Source organism: Streptomyces sp. NPDC002773, assembly GCF_040295605.1.
Classification (GTDB): domain Bacteria; phylum Actinomycetota; class Actinomycetes; order Streptomycetales; family Streptomycetaceae; genus Streptomyces.
Genome location: NZ_JBEOVO010000029.1, coordinates 26,246 through 42,747, shown reverse-complemented (window position 1 = coordinate 42,747; position 16,502 = coordinate 26,246). Strand labels below are relative to the sequence as shown.

The 16,502-nt window shown below is 72.9% G+C and carries 13 protein-coding genes; 9 read left to right on the top strand and 4 right to left on the bottom strand.

Annotated elements, in window-relative coordinates; all coding sequences use genetic code 11:
• The first annotated feature begins 2 nt into the window (after positions 1 to 2).
• Positions 3 to 1,346 carry an MbnB/TglH/ChrH family RiPP precursor modification enzyme gene (locus ABT034_RS27735; protein WP_351219776.1) on the top strand — a complete coding sequence of 448 codons (1,344 nt, stop codon included), beginning with the start codon at positions 3 to 5 and terminating at the stop codon, positions 1,344 to 1,346.
• 7 nt (positions 1,347 to 1,353) lie between these two features.
• Positions 1,354 to 2,370, top strand: coding sequence for a TIGR04222 domain-containing membrane protein (locus ABT034_RS27730; RefSeq protein WP_351219775.1), 1,017 nt, complete (start codon positions 1,354 to 1,356; stop codon positions 2,368 to 2,370).
• Between the two features lie 157 nt (positions 2,371 to 2,527).
• Here ABT034_RS27730 and hemQ read toward each other — a convergent pair whose 3' ends face one another.
• Positions 2,528 to 3,241, bottom strand: coding sequence for a hydrogen peroxide-dependent heme synthase (gene hemQ / locus ABT034_RS27725; protein WP_351219774.1), 714 nt, complete (start codon positions 3,239 to 3,241; stop codon positions 2,528 to 2,530).
• 17 nt (positions 3,242 to 3,258) lie between these two features.
• Positions 3,259 to 4,743, bottom strand: coding sequence for a protoporphyrinogen oxidase (hemG, locus tag ABT034_RS27720; protein WP_351219773.1), 1,485 nt, complete (start codon positions 4,741 to 4,743; stop codon positions 3,259 to 3,261).
• 149 nt (positions 4,744 to 4,892) lie between these two features.
• On the opposite strand from hemG, the gene ABT034_RS27715 reads away from it, so the two are divergent.
• Together ABT034_RS27715 and ABT034_RS27710 are read left to right on the top strand one after the other, a co-directional pair.
• A complete protein-coding gene (locus ABT034_RS27715) occupies positions 4,893 to 5,906 on the top strand; it encodes a DUF4349 domain-containing protein (RefSeq protein ID WP_351219772.1) in 1,014 nt (337 codons plus the stop codon).
• A gap of 9 nt (positions 5,907 to 5,915) precedes the next feature.
• A complete protein-coding gene (locus tag ABT034_RS27710) occupies positions 5,916 to 7,289 on the top strand; it encodes an FAD-dependent oxidoreductase (RefSeq protein ID WP_351219771.1) in 1,374 nt (457 codons plus the stop codon).
• Positions 7,290 to 7,391: 102 nt separating this feature from the next.
• On the opposite strand, the gene hemE is transcribed toward ABT034_RS27710, so the two are convergent.
• Complete coding sequence (hemE, locus tag ABT034_RS27705; protein ID WP_351219770.1) at positions 7,392 to 8,468, bottom strand: uroporphyrinogen decarboxylase; 1,077 nt, start codon at positions 8,466 to 8,468, stop codon at positions 7,392 to 7,394.
• Between the two features lie 92 nt (positions 8,469 to 8,560).
• On the opposite strand from hemE, the gene ABT034_RS27700 reads away from it, so the two are divergent.
• From ABT034_RS27700 to ABT034_RS27680, 5 genes are all read left to right on the top strand, one after another.
• Positions 8,561 to 9,256 (top strand): DUF3000 domain-containing protein, encoded by a 696-nt coding sequence (locus ABT034_RS27700; protein WP_351219769.1) that lies wholly within the window; start codon positions 8,561 to 8,563, stop codon positions 9,254 to 9,256.
• Positions 9,257 to 9,494: 238 nt separating this feature from the next.
• On the top strand, positions 9,495 to 10,160 hold the full coding sequence (locus ABT034_RS27695) for a response regulator transcription factor (protein ID WP_073817496.1): 666 nt from the start codon (positions 9,495 to 9,497) through the stop codon (positions 10,158 to 10,160).
• Positions 10,161 to 10,242: 82 nt separating this feature from the next.
• Positions 10,243 to 11,526 carry a ribonuclease D gene (locus ABT034_RS27690; protein WP_351219768.1) on the top strand — a complete coding sequence of 428 codons (1,284 nt, stop codon included), beginning with the start codon at positions 10,243 to 10,245 and terminating at the stop codon, positions 11,524 to 11,526.
• A 394-nt stretch (positions 11,527 to 11,920) separates the two neighbouring features.
• Positions 11,921 to 13,135, top strand: a complete 1,215-nt coding sequence (locus ABT034_RS27685; protein WP_351219767.1) for a thiolase family protein — start codon at positions 11,921 to 11,923, stop codon at positions 13,133 to 13,135.
• Complete coding sequence (locus ABT034_RS27680; RefSeq protein ID WP_351219766.1) at positions 13,132 to 15,270, top strand: 3-hydroxyacyl-CoA dehydrogenase NAD-binding domain-containing protein; 2,139 nt, start codon at positions 13,132 to 13,134, stop codon at positions 15,268 to 15,270. The genes ABT034_RS27685 and ABT034_RS27680 overlap by 4 nt, the downstream gene beginning before the upstream one ends.
• Positions 15,271 to 15,368: 98 nt before the next feature.
• On the opposite strand, the gene ABT034_RS27675 is transcribed toward ABT034_RS27680, so the two are convergent.
• The gene (locus ABT034_RS27675; protein WP_351219765.1) at positions 15,369 to 16,448 is read right to left on the bottom strand and encodes a PLL family lectin; all 1,080 of its coding nucleotides are present in this window, start codon (positions 16,446 to 16,448) and stop codon (positions 15,369 to 15,371) included.
• Between the last annotated feature and the right edge of the window lie 54 nt (positions 16,449 to 16,502).

Sequence of the window (16,502 nt, the reverse complement as noted above, 5' to 3'; positions counted from 1 at the left end):
ACATGACGGAACTCGGCATCGGCATCGGCTGGCGTCCCGAGATCGCGGAGGCGGTGGAGGGACTGTCCGGCGTCGACTGGGTGGAGGTCGTCGCGGAGAACATCTGCGCGGACCACCTGCCCGACTCCCTGACCCGGCTGCGCGGGCGGGGTGTGACGGTCGTCCCGCACGGCGTCTCGCTGGGTCTCGGGGGCGCGGACCGGCCCGACCCGGCGCGGCTCGCGGCACTCGGGGAGAAGGCGGTGGCGCTCGGGGCGCCGCTGGTCACGGAACACATCGCGTTCGTACGGGCCGGGGGGCCGCTCACGGCGACCCCGCTGCTCGAAGCGGGCCACCTGCTTCCGGTGCCCCGGACCCGGGACGCCCTCGACGTGCTCGTCGAGAACGTGCGGATCGCCCAGGACGCGCTGCCCGTGCCGCTCGCCCTGGAGAACATCGCGGCGCTCGTCAGCTGGCCGGGCGAGGAGATGTCGGAGGGCCGGTTCCTGGCGGAGCTGGTGGAGCGCACGGGGGTACGGCTCCTCATCGACGTCGCCAACCTGCACACCAACCACGTCAACCGGGGCGAGGACCCAGCGCGTGCGCTGTCCGAACTGCCGGTCGAGGCGATCGCGTACGTGCATGTGGCGGGCGGTGTCGAGCGGGACGGCGTCTGGCACGACACCCACGCACACCCGGTGCCGACGGCGGTCCTCGACGTCCTGACGGACCTCACGTCACGGGTATCACCGCCGGGCGTACTACTGGAGAGGGACGACGACTTCCCACCGGCGGATGAGCTGGCGAGCGAGCTGGAGACGATCGCCACGGCTGTGGGCATACGTTCCGCAAGGGCGATGGGGGTCCCCCCGGACGAAGTCTGGGGGAGGGTGGGCACAGCCCACGCGCGCGGCGCCCGACGGCCGACACCCGCACCCCCTGCCACCGCCCCCGCCACCCCCGCCCGCCAGCGCCTAGGCCTCGCCCAGGCCTCACTCCTCTCCTCACTGGTCGCCGGCACCCCCGTCCCCGAGGGCTTCGACAGCCGGCGGCTCGGCGTGCAGAGCCGGGCTCTCGCGGCGAAGCGGGCCGGGGTCGTCGCGAAGGTCGCGCCCGAGCTGCCGGAGATCCTGGGCAAGGACTTCCGGCCCGCGTTCCTCGCGTACGCCAGGTCCCGCCCCATGACCGGCGGCTACCGCCGGGACGCCCTCGACTTCGCCGAGCACCTGCTGGTGGCGGGACGGCCGGAGGACCCGCAGGCCCGGCGCCGGCTGACCCGGTGGTGGCAGGACCGTTCCGGCAGCCGCCCTCCGGGCCGCGCCACCCGGCTCGTACGGGCCGCTCGTCACGCACTGGCCGGAAGGTGAGACGCCCATGAACGTCCTGATCGTCCTTTTCTACCTCGCCGCCACCGCCGGCATCACGCTGGTCATCAGCCGGGTCGTCCGGACGCGCGGCGGGCCCGGCGGGCCCGTCCACGACCGGTACGAGGTCGCCTTCCTCAACGGCGGCCCTGCCAGGGTCGTCGACAGCGCCCTCGCCGCCCTCCAGGCGGACGGCAGGCTGGCGATCGGCGGCCCGGGGATCGTGGCCGTCGTCCGCCCCGTCGCGTACGACCCGGTGGAACGTGCCGTGCTCCAGACGCACGCCGCCGCCCCGCACGGAGCCCTGCACCATCTGCGGCTCGCCGTGATGCGGCATCCGGCGGTCCAGGAGATCGGTGACGGACTCGCGGCGCGCGGGCTCGTCGTCGCCCCCGCGGCCCAGCGCACGACGGCCCGGTGGTGTGCCGTACTCGGCTTCACGGCCTTCGTCCTGTTCCCGCTGTCGATCGTCCTGACGATCCTGGACTTCGCCGCCACCGACGAGGTGTCGGTCCCGTTCGTCTTCGCGGTGGTGCCGGCGCTGCTGGCCTGCGGGATCACGGCCATCGTCTGCGGGCTGGTCTCCGCCGGGCAGGTCACCCCGGCCGGTCGGAACGCGCTCTTCGCATACGGGCGGGGATACGGTCATCTCGCCGACGCCGGCCATCTCGTGGCCGTGCACGGGCTGCGGGCGCTGCCGGATCTGGTGCTGCGGGAGCAACTCGTCGCCGCCGCCCGGTTCTACGGACCGCCGAGGCGGGGCAGGCGTCCCGCGCCGCACGTGGCCATGGACGACTGGGGACCGGCGCCCGTGTGGTGCGCGGGAAGCAGTTCCTGCGGCGGAGGCGGTGGAGGCGGCGGCTCCGGGTCGTGCTCCTCGGGTTCCTGTTCCGGAGGAGGTTCCAGCTGCGGAGGCGCGGGCGGAAGCTCCGGCGGAAGCTCGTGCTCCAGCTCCAGTTCCGGCGGCAGCTCGTGCTCGAGCTCGAGTTCCGGCGGGAGTTCGTGCTCCAGCTCGAGCAGCTCCTGAAATGACGCCGGTGCGGCGCGCGTGACGCGCGCCGCACCCGGAGCCGGACCCGGTGTCGCTGGACCGGCAGGCAACGTTCCCGCCTGCCGTCTGATCTTCCGGGTCGGGGGTGGCGCGCCCGGCCGGGAGCCGGGCCGCCACCAGGTTCGTACGGCCGTCAGGCCAGGCCCGCCACCAGCTCGGCGACGCTCTTGCGGCGACCGGTGTAGAACGGGACCTCCTCGCGGACGTGCATCCGCGCCTCGGAGGCGCGCAGGTGGCGCATGAGGTCCACGATGCGGTGCAGCTCGTCGGCCTCGAAGGCGAGGAGCCACTCGTAGTCGCCGAGCGAGAAGGAGGCGACCGTGTTGGCGCGGACGTCGGGGAAGCCACGGGCCATCTTGCCGTGGTCGGCGAGCATCCGGCGGCGGTCCTCGTCCGGCAGCAGGTACCAGTCGTAGGAGCGCACGAAGGGGTAGACGGAGACGTAGTCGCGGGGGTTCTCGTCGGCCAGGAAGGCCGGGATGTGCGACTTGTTGAACTCGGCGGGGCGGTGCAGCGCCATGTTCGACCAGACCGGCACGAGGGCGCGGCCCAGGCGGGTGCGGCGGAAGAGGTTGTACGCCTCCTGGAGCTCGTCGCTCGTCTCGGCGTGCCACCAGATCATGACGTCGGCGTCGGCGCGCAGACCGGACAGGTCGTACGTACCGCGGACGGTGATGTCCTTGGCCGCGAGCTGGTCGAACAGCTCCTGGACCTCGTCGGCGTAGCCGCCGCGGTCCTCGGGCAGAACGTCGCGCAGCTTGAAGACGGACCACAGGGTGTAGCGGATGACCTCGTTGAGGTCCTTCGCCTTCTTACCGGCGTTCGGGATCTTTTCGGGCGCACTCATACGCCTATTCTCGCCCGTCACCGGGAGTGCCCCGCACCGGGGTCGGTCCTTTTCGACGTGGCGATGATCTCGTCGGCGATCCCGTCCGCGATCTCGTCGGCGGCGCGGTGGGCGGAGGCGATGCAGGCGGGGATGCCGACACCGTCGTACGCGGCGCCCGCGACCCGCAGTCCGGGGAGCGCGGCGACGGCCTCGCGGACCCGGGCGACGCGGGCGAGGTGGCCGACGGGGTACTGGGGCAGGCCGCCGAGCCAGCGGGTGACCGTGGTGGCGACGGGTCGGGCGGCGAGCCCGGTGGCGGCGGCGAGGTCCTTGAGGGAGGCGGCGACGAGGTCGGCGTCCTCGCGGTGGACCTGGTCCTCCTCGCCGTGGCGGCCGACGGAGGTGCGCAGCACGAACAGGTCGGGGGCTCCGTCGGTGACCCACCGCCACTTCTGCGAGGAGAAGGTGGAGGCCTTGATGGTGTGGCCGTCGACGGGCGGCACGAGGAACCCGGAGCCCGGCAGGGCGGGCAGGTCGGAGCGGCGGAAGGCGAGGGTGACCAGGGCCATGGAGGCGTACGCGACGGCTTCGAGCTCGGCGGCCGCGGCGGGCGCGTGGGCGGCGAGGAGCGCGGCGGCGGGCCCGGCGGGGGTGGCGAGGACGACGGCGTCCGCGGTGAGGACCCGGTCGCCGCTCACGACCTGCCAGCCGGTGGGGCCGGTGCGGCGCAGTGCGGTGACGGGGGCGTCGGTGAGGATCTCGCCGCCGGCGGCGCGGATCGCGTCGGCGACCGCGCCGGGCAGGGTGCCGACACCGCCGTCGACGCCGAGGAAGACGGAGCCGCCGAGGCCGGTAGCGGCGCCCGCCGCGTCGGCGGGGACGGCTGCGCCTGCCTGCTGGACGGCGCGGACGGCGGCGGTGAGCGTGGGGTGCTCGCGGGCGGCTTCGAAGAGGGCGGGGACGGCGGCGCGCATCGAGATGCGGTAGGCGTCACCGGCGTACACGCCGCCGAGGAGGGGTTCCACGAGCCGGTCGACGACCTCGTGGCCCATGCGGTCGGCGACGTAAGCCCCGATGGCGATGTCGTCGCCGATCTCGGACGGGGGCAGTTCGCGGTCGAGCCCGATCCGGCGCAGGCCCTCCTCGGAGAGGAGTCCTTCCACCGCGCGGGCGTCGCCGGGGACGCCCATGACGTGGCCCTTCGGCATGGGGACGAGCTCGCCGCGCGACCAGACGGACGCGGTGGTGGTGGCGGGGGCCTGGAGCCGGTCGCCGAGGCCGACGGCCCGGGCGAGGGCGACCGCCTCGGGGCGGCGGGCGAGCAGCGACTCGGCGCCGAGGTCCACGGGTGCGCCCGCGATCTCCCCGGCGAGGAGTTTGCCGCCGAGCCGGGGCCCCGCTTCGAGGAGGGTCACCCGGTGGCCGGCGACGGCAAGCCGGTGGGCGGCGGCGAGCCCGGCGATACCGCCTCCGGCGACGACGACATGGGATCCCAGGGATCGCGTGGTGTCCGCGTTCATGGGACCACTCTCTCAAATCGCCCGCCCGCTCCCGTTCCGAGGCCTGACCGTGACCGCATCGCTACCGCCTGAGGGCAACCCGTACCAGGGGGTCGTACGTCGAACAGGCGTCGAAGCGGCACCACTCACCACCACCTTGGGGGGACGCGATGCGGAGCACACGTACCACGGCGAGAACACGGGCGGCGGCAGCCGCCGCCCTGCTGACCACCGCACTGCTCGTCACGGGCTGCGGCGCCGACGGCGCCGGGATGGGTTCGGCCGACAAGAAGGACATGAGCGCGGCGGAGCCCGCCACCGGGTCGAAGGGCGGCATGGCCGAGGCCTCGGGCCGGGGAGCGGCCGACGCCGCCTCGGGCACCGAGCAGCAGCAGGTCGGGCCGGCGTCCAAGGCACCGGCCCAGCAGCACGTCATCCGTACCGCCTCCCTCTCGGTGGAGGTCGCCGACGTGACGAAGGCCGTGGCCACGGCCCGCCGGGTGACGGCGGGCGCGGGAGGGCGGGTCGAGAACGAGTCGACGGAACGCGTCGACGACACGCACGTCACCTCGCACATCGTGCTGCGGGTGCCGCAGGAGCGGTACGACACGGTGCTCGCCGAGCTGGCGGGCACGGGGAAGCTCCTCGGCCGCAAGGCGGACGCCAAGGACGTCACCGAGCAGGTCGTGGACGTGGAGAGCCGGATCGCGACCCAGCGCGCGAGCGTGGCGCGGGTGCGGGCGCTGATGCAGCGCGCGGAGAAGCTGGCGGACGTGGTGACCCTGGAGGGCGAGCTGAGCCGCCGTCAGGCGGACCTGGAGTCGCTGCTCGCCCAGCAGGCCTCGCTGAAGGACCGTACGTCCCTGGCGACGATCACCCTCCAGCTGACGGAGAAGGAGAAGCCCAAGCCGGAGGAGCGCGAGGAGGGCCGTCCGGGCTTCGGTGACGCCCTGGGAGGCGGCTGGAACGCCCTGGTCGGCGCGGTGACCTGGATCGGGCTCGTCCTGGCCGCCCTGGCGCCGTGGCTCGCGGTCGCCCTGATCGCGTTCGCCCTGTGGCACCGCCTGATCCGCCCGCGCCGCGCGGCCCGGAAGCCGGCGCACTCCCCCGCCCTCCCGGACACCCCGCGCAACGCCGCCGGGGCGGCCACGGCTCCCGAGCCTCCGGAGACTCCCGAGAAGTAGTTTCTTCTCATGAGCGAACGACTGGTGGTCATCGGTGGGGACGCGGCGGGGATGTCCGCCGCGTCGCAGGCGCGCAGGCTCAAGGAGGCCGGGGAGTTGGAGATCGTCGCCTTCGAGCGCGGTCGCTTCTCCTCGTACTCGGCCTGCGGCATCCCGTACTGGGTCGGCGGTGACGTCGCCACCCGCGACGAGCTGATCGCGCGCTCCCCCGAGGAGCACCGGGAGCGCGCCATCGATCTGCGGATGCGGACGGAGGTCACGGAGATCGACGTGCCCGGCCAGCGGGTTCGGGCACGGGATCTGGACGCCGGTACGGAGGCCTGGACGGGATTCGACAAGCTGGTGGTCGCCACCGGGGCCCGGCCGAAGCGCCCCGCGCTGCCGGGCATCGACGCGCCGGGGGTGCACGGGGTGCAGACCCTGGGCGACGGGCAGGCACTGCTCGACTCGCTCGACCGGGCACCCGGCCGGAAGGCGGTCGTGGTCGGCGCGGGGTACATCGGGGTGGAGATGGCCGAGGCGCTGCTCGGCCGGGGCTACGAGGTGACGGTCCTGCACCGGGGCGAGCAGCCGATGGCGACCCTGGACCCGGACATGGGCCGTCTGGTGCACCGGGCGATGGACGGTCTCGGGATCACGACGGTCGCCTCGGCGGAGGTCACGAAGATCCTGACCGGCGACGACGGCAGGGTCCGTGCGGTGACGACGGACGAGGCCGAGTATCCGGCGGACGTCGTGGTCCTCGGCATGGGCGTGGAGCCGGAGACTTCCCTCGCGGGGGAGGCGGGGCTGCCGCTCGGGTCGCACGGCGGGCTGCTCACCGATCTGGCGATGCGGGTCCGGGGGCACGGGAACATCTGGGCGGGCGGCGACTGCGTGGAGGTCCTCGACCTGGTCTCGGGCCGCGAGCGGTACGTGCCGCTGGGGACGCACGCCAACAAGCAGGGCCAGGTCATCGGCACGAACGTGGGCGGTGACTACGCGACGTTCCCCGGGGTCGTGGGCACGGCGGTGTCGAAGGTGTGCGACCTGGAGATCGGGCGGACGGGCCTGCGGGAGAAGGACGCCCGGGCAGTGGGGCTGCGGTACGTGTCGGTGACGGTGGAATCGACGAGCCGGGCGGGGTACTACCCGGGGGCCGCGCCGATGACGGTGAAGATGCTGGCGGAGCGGCGTACGGGCCGGCTGCTCGGGGTGCAGATCGTGGGCCGGGAGGGCGCGGCGAAGCGGGTGGACATCGCGGCCGTGGCGCTGACGGCGGGGATGACGGTGGAGGCGATGACGGCGCTCGACCTCGGGTACGCGCCGCCGTTCTCACCGGTGTGGGACCCGGTCCTGATCGCGGCCCGCAAGGCGACGGCGGCGGTCCGCGCGGCGGGCTGACGGCAGCGGAAGAGGCTGTTGCCGCCCGGGGCCCTCGGCGACGGAAAGGCGGTTGCCGCCCGGGCGATCCCGCGGGCGGCAACCGCCTTTGCGTCCGACGGGTCAGACGGCCGTCCGCGTGTGCACGTACTCGACGAGACGGCTCAGCGCGTCCGGGTCCATCGACGGCATGACGCCGTGGCCCAGGTTGAAGACGTGGCCCTCCAGGTCCTTCGCGGCGGCGAGGACCTCGTCCGTCTTGGCCTCGACGACCTCGCGCCCGGCGAACAGCACGGCCGGGTCCAGGTTGCCCTGGAGCGCCTTGCCGGGGCCGACGCGGCGGGCGGCCTCGTCGAGCGGGACGCGCCAGTCGACGCCGACGACGTCCGCGCCGGCCTCGCCCATGAGGCCGAGCAGCTCGCCCGTACCGACGCCGAAGTGGATGCGGGGGACGCCGTAGCCGGCGACCGCGTCGAAGACCTTCACGGACGCGGGCATGACGGAGCGGCGGTAGTCGGCGGGGGCGAGCGCGCCGACCCAGGAGTCGAAGAGCTGGACGGCGGAGGCGCCGGCCTCGATCTGGACCTTGAGGAAGGCCGAGGTGATCTCGGCGAGGCGGTCGAGGAGGTCGGCCCAGAGCTGCGGGTCGCCGTACATCATCGCCTTGGTGCGCTCGTGGCTGCGCGAAGGACCGCCCTCGACGAGGTAGCTCGCGAGGGTGAAGGGCGCGCCGGCGAAGCCGATGAGCGGGGTGTCGCCGAGTTCGGCGGTGAGCATCCCGATGGCCTCGGTGACGTAGTGGACGTCCTCGGGGGTCAGGTCGCGCAGCCGGGCGAGGTCGGCGCGGGTGCGGATCGGGTCGGCGACGACCGGGCCGACGCCGGGCTTGATGTCGAGGTCGAGGCCGATGGCCTTGAGGGGGACGACGATGTCGCTGAAGTAGATGGCCGCGTCGACCTTGTGGCGGCGGACCGGCTGGAGGGTGATCTCGGTGACCAGCTCGGGCCGCATGCACGATTCGAGCATGGGGATGCCCTCGCGCACCTTGAGGTACTCGGGGAGCGAGCGCCCGGCCTGCCGCATGAACCAGACGGGGGTGTGCGGTACGGGCTCACGCCGGCATGCCTTGAGGAACGCGGAGTCGTGCGTCCGCGACTGCTGCTTCGTCTGCTGGCCCTGCGGGCTGTCGTTGGCACTCACGCCCAGAATCTTCGCATGTTGGCGGGAAGCCGCTCGTCCGGGCAGGGTGTCCCTCCCCGCACGGAGGCCCCGTTCCGCCTACTCTTCCCCGCATGGCTGCGGCTCAGGGACATTTTTCCGATCATTCCGACGGCGATCGAGGGACGGACGAGACGGCGGACAGTACGGAGGCGAACGCGGTGCCACCGGCGTTCCGGCGGGCGGTGGAGGCCCTGCGTGCGGCGCGGCTGCGGCCGGAGATCGAGGTCGACCCGACGAGGCCGCCGCAGCGCCTCGCGCCGTACGCGTACGCGGTGGAGGCGGCCGTCGTGGACGGCGAGGAGGATCTGGCGGACGGGCGGCTCGTACTGCTGCACGATCCGGACGGGCACGAGGCCTGGAAGGGTACGTTCCGTCTGGTGACGCTCGTACGGGCGGAGCTGGAGCCGGAGATGGCCGCGGATCCACTGCTGCCCGAGGTGTGCTGGTCGTGGCTGACCGGGGCGATGGAGGCCAGGGGTCTCGCGTACGGGGAGGCGAGCGGGACCGTCACGATGGCGGGTTCGCACTACTTCGGCGGGCTCGCGGAGCGCAGGCCGGCGACGCAGATCGAGATCCGGGCGTCCTGGACGCCGCGCGAGGGTCTGGGCGGGGTGCCGGACACGGGGGCGCATCTGGCGGCCTGGTGCGATCTGCTGTGCCAGATCGCGGGGCTGCCGCCCGCTTCGGGCGAGCCTGGTGCGGCGGGGACGGTGTCGGGCGCGGGGGTCGTCTCGTTGCCACAGCGGCGGGGTCCGCAGCAGGCCTGAGGGCCGTCGCGGTGGCGTCCCGGCTCTCCCTCGTGGGGGTGACGGGGCGGGGTCCGCTCGTAGGATGATCGATCACGCGTCCGAATTGCCCTAATTGTTACTCACCAAATCGTGATCTTTCCCTAAAGGCGGGCGGCCCAGCTGCCGAAGGAGTGAGTGACCCCTTCCCAGCACGGGTTCGCCCCCGGCTTCTTCCCCGAGCCGGCTCCGTCCCGCACCCTTCCCCCCAGGAGGCCTGGTGTCCGTTCTCCTCGAGCAGCCCGCAAGCCTGGTCGCCTACCGCCCGAACAAGCCGACGGCCATGGTCGTCGTAGCCGATCCGCGCGTCCGTTCCACCGTGACCCGCCACCTGTGGGCCCTCGGAGTACGTGACGTGATCGAGGCTTCGTCCATCGCGGAGGCACGTCCCCGCGTCGGCAACCCGCGCGACATCTGCGTTGCCGACGTCCACCTGCCCGACGGCAGCGGCCTGACCCTGCTGTCCGAGACCCGCGCCGCGGGCTGGCCCAACGGCCTCGCCCTCTCGGCCGCCGATGACATCGGCGCCGTACGGAACGCCCTGGCGGGCGGCGTGAAGGGCTATGTCGTCACCGGCACCCGGAACAACATCGGGCACCCCACCCGGCCCGGCGCCGCCCCCATCGGCGCCGCGGCCGCCCGTCTCGGCCACCGCCGCCCCCCGGGTGCCCCGAGCCACCCGGGCGGCTACCGCGAGCTCTCCGGCCGTGAGGTCGAGGTGCTCCGGCTCGTCGCGGAGGGCCAGTCGAACAAGGCGATCGGTGTCTCCATGGGCCTCTCGGCCCTCACCGTGAAGAGCCACCTCGCCCGCATCGCCCGCAAGCTGGGCACCGGCGACCGCGCCGGCATGGTCGCGGTGGCCCTGCGAACGGGGATCATCCACTGACGGACCGGTGGACATCGGGCAAGCGCCCGCCGACGGAACGTTCCGTCGGCGGGCGCTTGCCGTTCACCGATACCCTTGACACGTGACCGACGCCCAAGAGACCGCAGCAGACACAGCACTGCGCACCACCGGGGGCGGCCCCCCGGACGACGATGTCCCTGCGAATGGGCTTCCGATCCCGTTGCTGGAGCCCCGCGAGGGGGTGCCGCCCGTCGTCGAGACCGAGGACGCCCTCGCCGAGGTGATCGCCGCCTTCGCCGCCGGCAGCGGCCCCGTCGCCGTGGACGCCGAGCGCGCCTCCGGCTACCGCTACGGCCAGCGCGCCTACCTCGTCCAGCTCCGCCGCGAGGGCGCGGGCACCGCGCTCATCGACCCCGTGGGCTGCCCCGACCTCTCCGGGCTCGGGGAGGCGCTCGCCGGGACCGAGTGGATCCTGCACGCCGCGACGCAGGACCTCCCCTGCCTGCGCGACATAGGCATGCTGCCGACCTCGCTGTTCGACACCGAGCTCGCCGGGCGGCTCGCCGGCTTCCCCCGGGTCGGCCTCGGCGCGATGGTCGAGTCCGTCCTCGGCTACGCCCTGGAGAAGGGCCACTCCGCCGTGGACTGGTCCACCCGTCCGCTGCCCGATCCCTGGCTGCGGTACGCGGCCCTCGACGTGGAGCTCCTCGTCGACCTGCGGGACGCCCTGGAGAAGGAGCTCGACCGGCAGGGCAAGCTGGAGTGGGCGCACCAGGAGTTCGACGCGATCGCCTCCGCCCCGCCCGCCCCGCCGCGCAAGGACCCGTGGCGCCGGACCTCCGGCATGCACAAGGTGCGCCGCAGGCGTCAGATGGCGGTCGTACGGGAGCTGTGGACGGCCCGTGACGCGGTCGCCCAGCGGCGTGACGTCTCCCCCGGCAAGGTGCTGAGCGACACGGCGATCGTGGAGGCGGCGCTCGCGGTGCCGGTGAACCTGGCCGCGCTCACGGCGCTGCCCGGTTTCGGCCACCGGATGGGCCGTCGCCAGCTGGAGCAGTGGCAGGCCGCGGTGGACCGGGCCAGGGCGCTGTCGGAGAGCGAACTGCCGCAGCCCGGGCAGCAGGTCGCGGGCCCGCCCCCGCCGCGCGCCTGGGCGGACAAGGACCCGGTCGCGGCGGCCCGCCTCACGGCGGCGCGCGCGGCGGTCTCGACGCTCGCGGAGGAACTGAACCTTCCGCAGGAGAACCTGATCACTCCGGACACGGTGCGGCGGGTGTGCTGGGAGCCGCCGGCTCCGGGCGACGCGACGGGCGTCGCCGCGGCCCTGACCGGCTATGGGGCCCGGCCGTGGCAGGTGGAACTGGTGACGCCGCTCCTGACGGCGGCGCTGACGGCGAAGGCGTAGTTCTCCCCCACCCGCCTCTTCCCGTAACCGGGGGCTCCGCCCCCGGACCCCCGTGCCCTCAAACGCCGGCGCGGCTGAGATTTGCGCCCGTCGGGCGGAACTTCCGCCCGCCGGGCGTTTGAGGGCACGGCCGCAGGCCGAACGGGGTCTGGGGGCTTGCCCCCGGTTTCGGGAAGGGGCGGGGTGGGGAATGAGTCCGCCGCAGGCGCCCCCCACCCGCACGCATGATCCCGCCCCCGTCCGGGGGCTTTCGTGTGCGCGGAGAGTGTGACCTTCGCCGCTTGGACCCCAGGGGCTGGGCAGCTTGGTTACCCACAAGTAGCATGGGGGAAGCAAGCGCACGCTTAGGCGTGTGCCGCAGCAGTGCCATCCCGCACCCTGGAGGAGAGCCATCGTGCCTCGTACCGTCAGGGACGTCGTCTTCGTCGACGGCGTCCGCACCCCGTTCGGCAAGGCGGGCCCGAAGGGCATCTACCACGAGACCCGCGCCGACGACCTCGTCGTCAAGGCCATCCGGGAGCTGCTGCGACGCAACCCGGGCCTCGACCCGGCGCGCATCGACGAGGTCGCCATCGCCGCGACCACGCAGATCGGTGACCAGGGTCTGACCCTCGGCCGTACGGCGGGCATCCTCGCCGGGCTGCCGCAGTCGGTACCGGGCTACTCCATCGACCGCATGTGCGCCGGTGCCCTCACCGCCGTGACGAGCGTCGCCGGTTCCATCGCCTTCGGCGCCTACGACGCCGTCATCGCCGGTGGCGTCGAGCACATGGGCCGCCACCCCATGGGCGAGGGCGTGGACCCGAACCCGCGGTTCGTCAGCGAGAAGCTGGTCGACGAGTCCGCCCTCTTCATGGGCATGACCGCCGAGAACCTGCACGACCGCTACCCGAGCATCACCAAGCAGCGCGCCGACGAGTACGCCGTGCGCTCGCAGGAGAAGGCCGCCAAGGCGTACGCCGACGGCAAGATCCAGCAGGACCTGGTGCCGATCTCGGTCCGCCGTACCGACGCCTCCACCGGTGAGACCGGCTGGGGCCTGGTCACCGCCGACGAGCCGATGCGTCCGGGCACCACCCTGGAGTCGCTGGCCAACCTGAAGACGCCGTTCCGCGTCCACGGCAACGTCACCGCGGGCAACGCGGCCGGTCTCAACGACGGCGCCACCGCCTCGATCATCGCCTCCGAGGACTTCGCGCGGGAGAACGACCTCCCCGTCAAGATGCGCCTCGTCTCGTACGCCTTCGCCGGCGTCGAGCCCGAGGTCATGGGCTACGGCCCGATCCCCGCGACCGAGAAGGCGCTGGCCAAGGCCGGCCTCTCGATCGAGGACATCGGCCTCTTCGAGGTCAACGAGGCCTTCGCGGTCCAGGTCCTCGCCTTCCTGGAGCACTACGGCATCGCCGACGACGACGCCCGCGTCAACCAGTACGGCGGCGCCATCGCCTACGGCCACCCGCTCGCCTCCTCCGGCGTCCGTCTCATGACGCAGCTGGCCCGCCAGTTCGAGGAGAACCCGCAGGTCCGCTACGGCCTCAACACGATGTGCGTCGGCTTCGGCATGGGCGCCACGGTCATCTGGGAAAACCCCCACTGGGAGGGCAAGTGAGCACCACCGCCGAGCTTCTGAAGGGCGCCGCGGAGCTCTTCCCGGACGAGGTCGTCACCAGCGCCCACGTCCGCCACTTCGAACTGCCCGCGGGTGCGGGCCGGTTCGCGCTGATCACGCTCGACAACGGCTTCGACCACACCAAGCCGACCACCTTCGGCCCGCAGTCGCTCGCCAACCTGAACACGGCGATCGACCAGGTCGAGGCGGAGGCCGCGAACGGTGAGATCGTCGGCGTCGGCCTCACCGGCAAGCCGTTCATCTTCGCCGTCGGCGCCGACCTCAAGGGCGTCGAGCTGCTCAAGAAGCACGACGAGGCGCTCGCCATCGGCAAGGGCGGCCACGACGTCTTCAAGCGTCTGTCCGCGCTCGCCGTGCCGACCTTCGCGTACTACAACGGCGCGGCCATGGGCGGCGGCGTCGAGGTCGGTCTGCACTGCTCCTACCGCACCGTGTCGAAGGCCCTGCCGGCCTTCTCGCTGCCCGAGGTCTTCCTCGGGCTGGTGCCCGGCTGGGGCGGCTGCGCGATCCTGCCGAACCTGATCGGCGCCGAGAAGGCCGTCTCGGTCATCATCGAGAACTCGCTGAACCAGAACCGCCAGCTCAAGGGCAAGCAGGTCTTCGAGCTCGGCATCGCCGACGCCCTGTTCGAGGGCGCCGACTTCCTGGAGCAGTCGCTGATCTGGACGGCTTCCGTCCTGAACGGCTCCGTCACCGTCGAGCGCCCCGAGATCGACCGCGGCGAGGGCTGGGACCAGGCCGTCGCCAAGGGCCGCGCCATCGCCGACTCCAAGGTGCACGGCGCCGCCCCGGCCGCCTACCGCGCCCTCGACATCATCGAGGCCGCGAAGGACGGGGACCTGCAGAAGGGCTTCGACGCCGAGGACCAGGCCCTCGCGGACCTGATCATGGGCGGCGAGCTGCGCTCCGGCATCTACGCCTTCAACCTGGTGCAGAAGCGCGGCAAGCGCCCCGCCGGCGCCCCGGACAAGTCCCTCGCGCGCCCGGTCACCAAGGTCGGTGTCGTCGGCGCCGGTCTGATGGCCTCCCAGCTGGCCCTGCTCTTCCTGCGCCGCCTCGAGGTGCCGGTCGTCCTGACCGACATCGACCAGGAGCGCGTCGACAAGGGCGTGGGCTACGTCCACGCCGAGATCGAGAAGCTGCTCGGCAAGGGCCGGATCAACCAGGACAAGGCCAACCGTCTCAAGGGCCTGGTCTCCGGTGTCCTGGACAAGGCCGAGGGCTTCGCGGACGCGGACTTCATCATCGAGGCCGTGTTCGAGGAGATGTCCGTCAAGCAGAAGGTGTTCGCGGAGGTCGAGGCGGTCGCCCCGGCGCACGCGATCCTCGCCACCAACACCTCCTCGCTGTCGGTGTCGGAGATGGCCTCCAAGCTCCAGCACCCGGAGCGCGTGGTCGGCTTCCACTTCTTCAACCCGGTCGCGATCCTCCCGCTCCTGGAGATCGTCCGCGGCGAGAAGACGGACGACGCCTCGCTGGCCACCGCGTTCGGTGTCGCGAAGAAGCTGAAGAAGACCGCGGTCCTCACCAAGGACGCCCCGGCGTTCGTCGTGAACCGCATCCTGACCCGCTTCATGGGCGAGATCCAGAACGTCATCGACGAGGGCACCTCCGTCGAGACGGCCGAGAAGGCCATCGAGCCGCTCGGTCTGCCGATGTCGCCGCTGGTGCTCCTCGAGCTCGTCGGCCCGGCGATCGGTCTGCACGTCTCCGAGACCCTGAACCGCTCCTTCCCGGACCGCTTCACCGTCTCGCCGAACCTCAAGCGTGTGGTCGAGGCCGGCAAGCGCGGCTTCTACGTCTACAACGCCGAGAACGGCTTCAAGCCGGAGCTCGACCCGGAGGTCGCCGCCCTCCTCGTCCAGGGCGACTCCGTCCTGACCGAGCAGCAGGTCCGCGACCGCGTCCTGGACGCGGTGGCGCAGGAGATCGGCCTGATGCTGGAGGAGGGTGTCGTCGCCGAGGCGCAGGACATCGACCTCTGCCTGATCACGGGCGCGGGCTGGCCCTTCCACCTGGGCGGCATCACGCCGTACCTGGACCGTGAGGGCGTCTCCGAGCGCGTCAACGGCAAGCGTTTCCTCGCGCAGGGCGTGGCGAGCGTTCCCGCGTAACACCCCGGTACGGCACTTCGGTACGTACGCGTACGGCCCCGGCACCTTCTCCAGGTGCCGGGGCCGTTCCCGTATCGGCGGATCGACCGGGGGTCGGATCACCCTATGGAGCGCCAGCCGTCGAGCAGGAGCGTGTCCGCCGCCTTCTGGCGGGTGGTGAGCAGCGAGGTCCCGCCGATCAGGACCATCGCGACGAGACGCCCGTCGAGTCCCGTGGTGAGGACGGCGTCGAGGTCGCCCCGGGCGTCCCCCGTCTCCGTCCACTGGATGCCCTCGGCCTCCTGCTCGCTCGGGTAGGCGGCGAGGGCGAGCCGGCCGTCCGCGGACTGCTGGGCGATGACGGTGTGGTCGGTGCCGTCGACGAGGCAGCGGGTGACGGCGAGCCGCCCGGTGCCGGCCGCGTCCCCGAGGGGCGTGGGCGCGAGGGAGCGCTCCGGCGACCAGGCGCAGACCCGGCCGTCCTGGTCGAGGTAGAAGAGGGTGGCGTGCCCGGAGGGGCCCGTCGTGGCCGCCAGGGTGCCCATGGCCACCGAGGCCGGGACCAGCTCCTCCCGGAGCGGCTTCGCCCCGGGCTCGCGCTGTACGTAGCGGACGAGGCCCTTGGCGTGCGAGCTGTACAGCTCGACGAGGCCCGAGCCGTTGGTGAGGGCGACCGGCGAGGGGTCGGTCTTGGAGCCGAGGAGGTCCCACCAGGGGTGCCAGCCGCCGGCGTCCTTCTGCGCGCGTACGCTCACGCCGCCGCCGCCGTTGCGCATGAAGACGTGCGCACGGCCCTGGGCGTCCACCGCGACGACGGGGTTGCCGGTCCAGGGCCCCTTGCCGTTGGAGTGCCCGATCGGGCGCCAGGCGACGGCCGGGCGGCCCGTCTGGAACTGGACGCTGTGCACCACCTCGACGTGCTCGTCCTCCCCCGCGGCCGGCCGCAGCGCGACGAGGTGGACGTAGCGGTCCGGGCCCTGGCCGACCGCCAGGAAGGGCGTCAGACCGTCGCCGCCGAGCGAGACGGGTCTGCTCCAGCGGCCGTCGGGCTCCTCGGTCCAGCGCACCACCTCACCGTCCCTGGGCAGATAGGCGCTGAACCGGCCCTCCACCCCTCTGGTCAGCCAGTCGCCCTGGAGTACGGGGGCGGTGGTGGAGCCGTGGGAACGGGCAGCGGGGGCCTGGGATCGGTTCGCCATGGGGGGATCCAGTACTCCGGTCGTCGGAAGGAGTTCGGGCACGGACCGACTGTA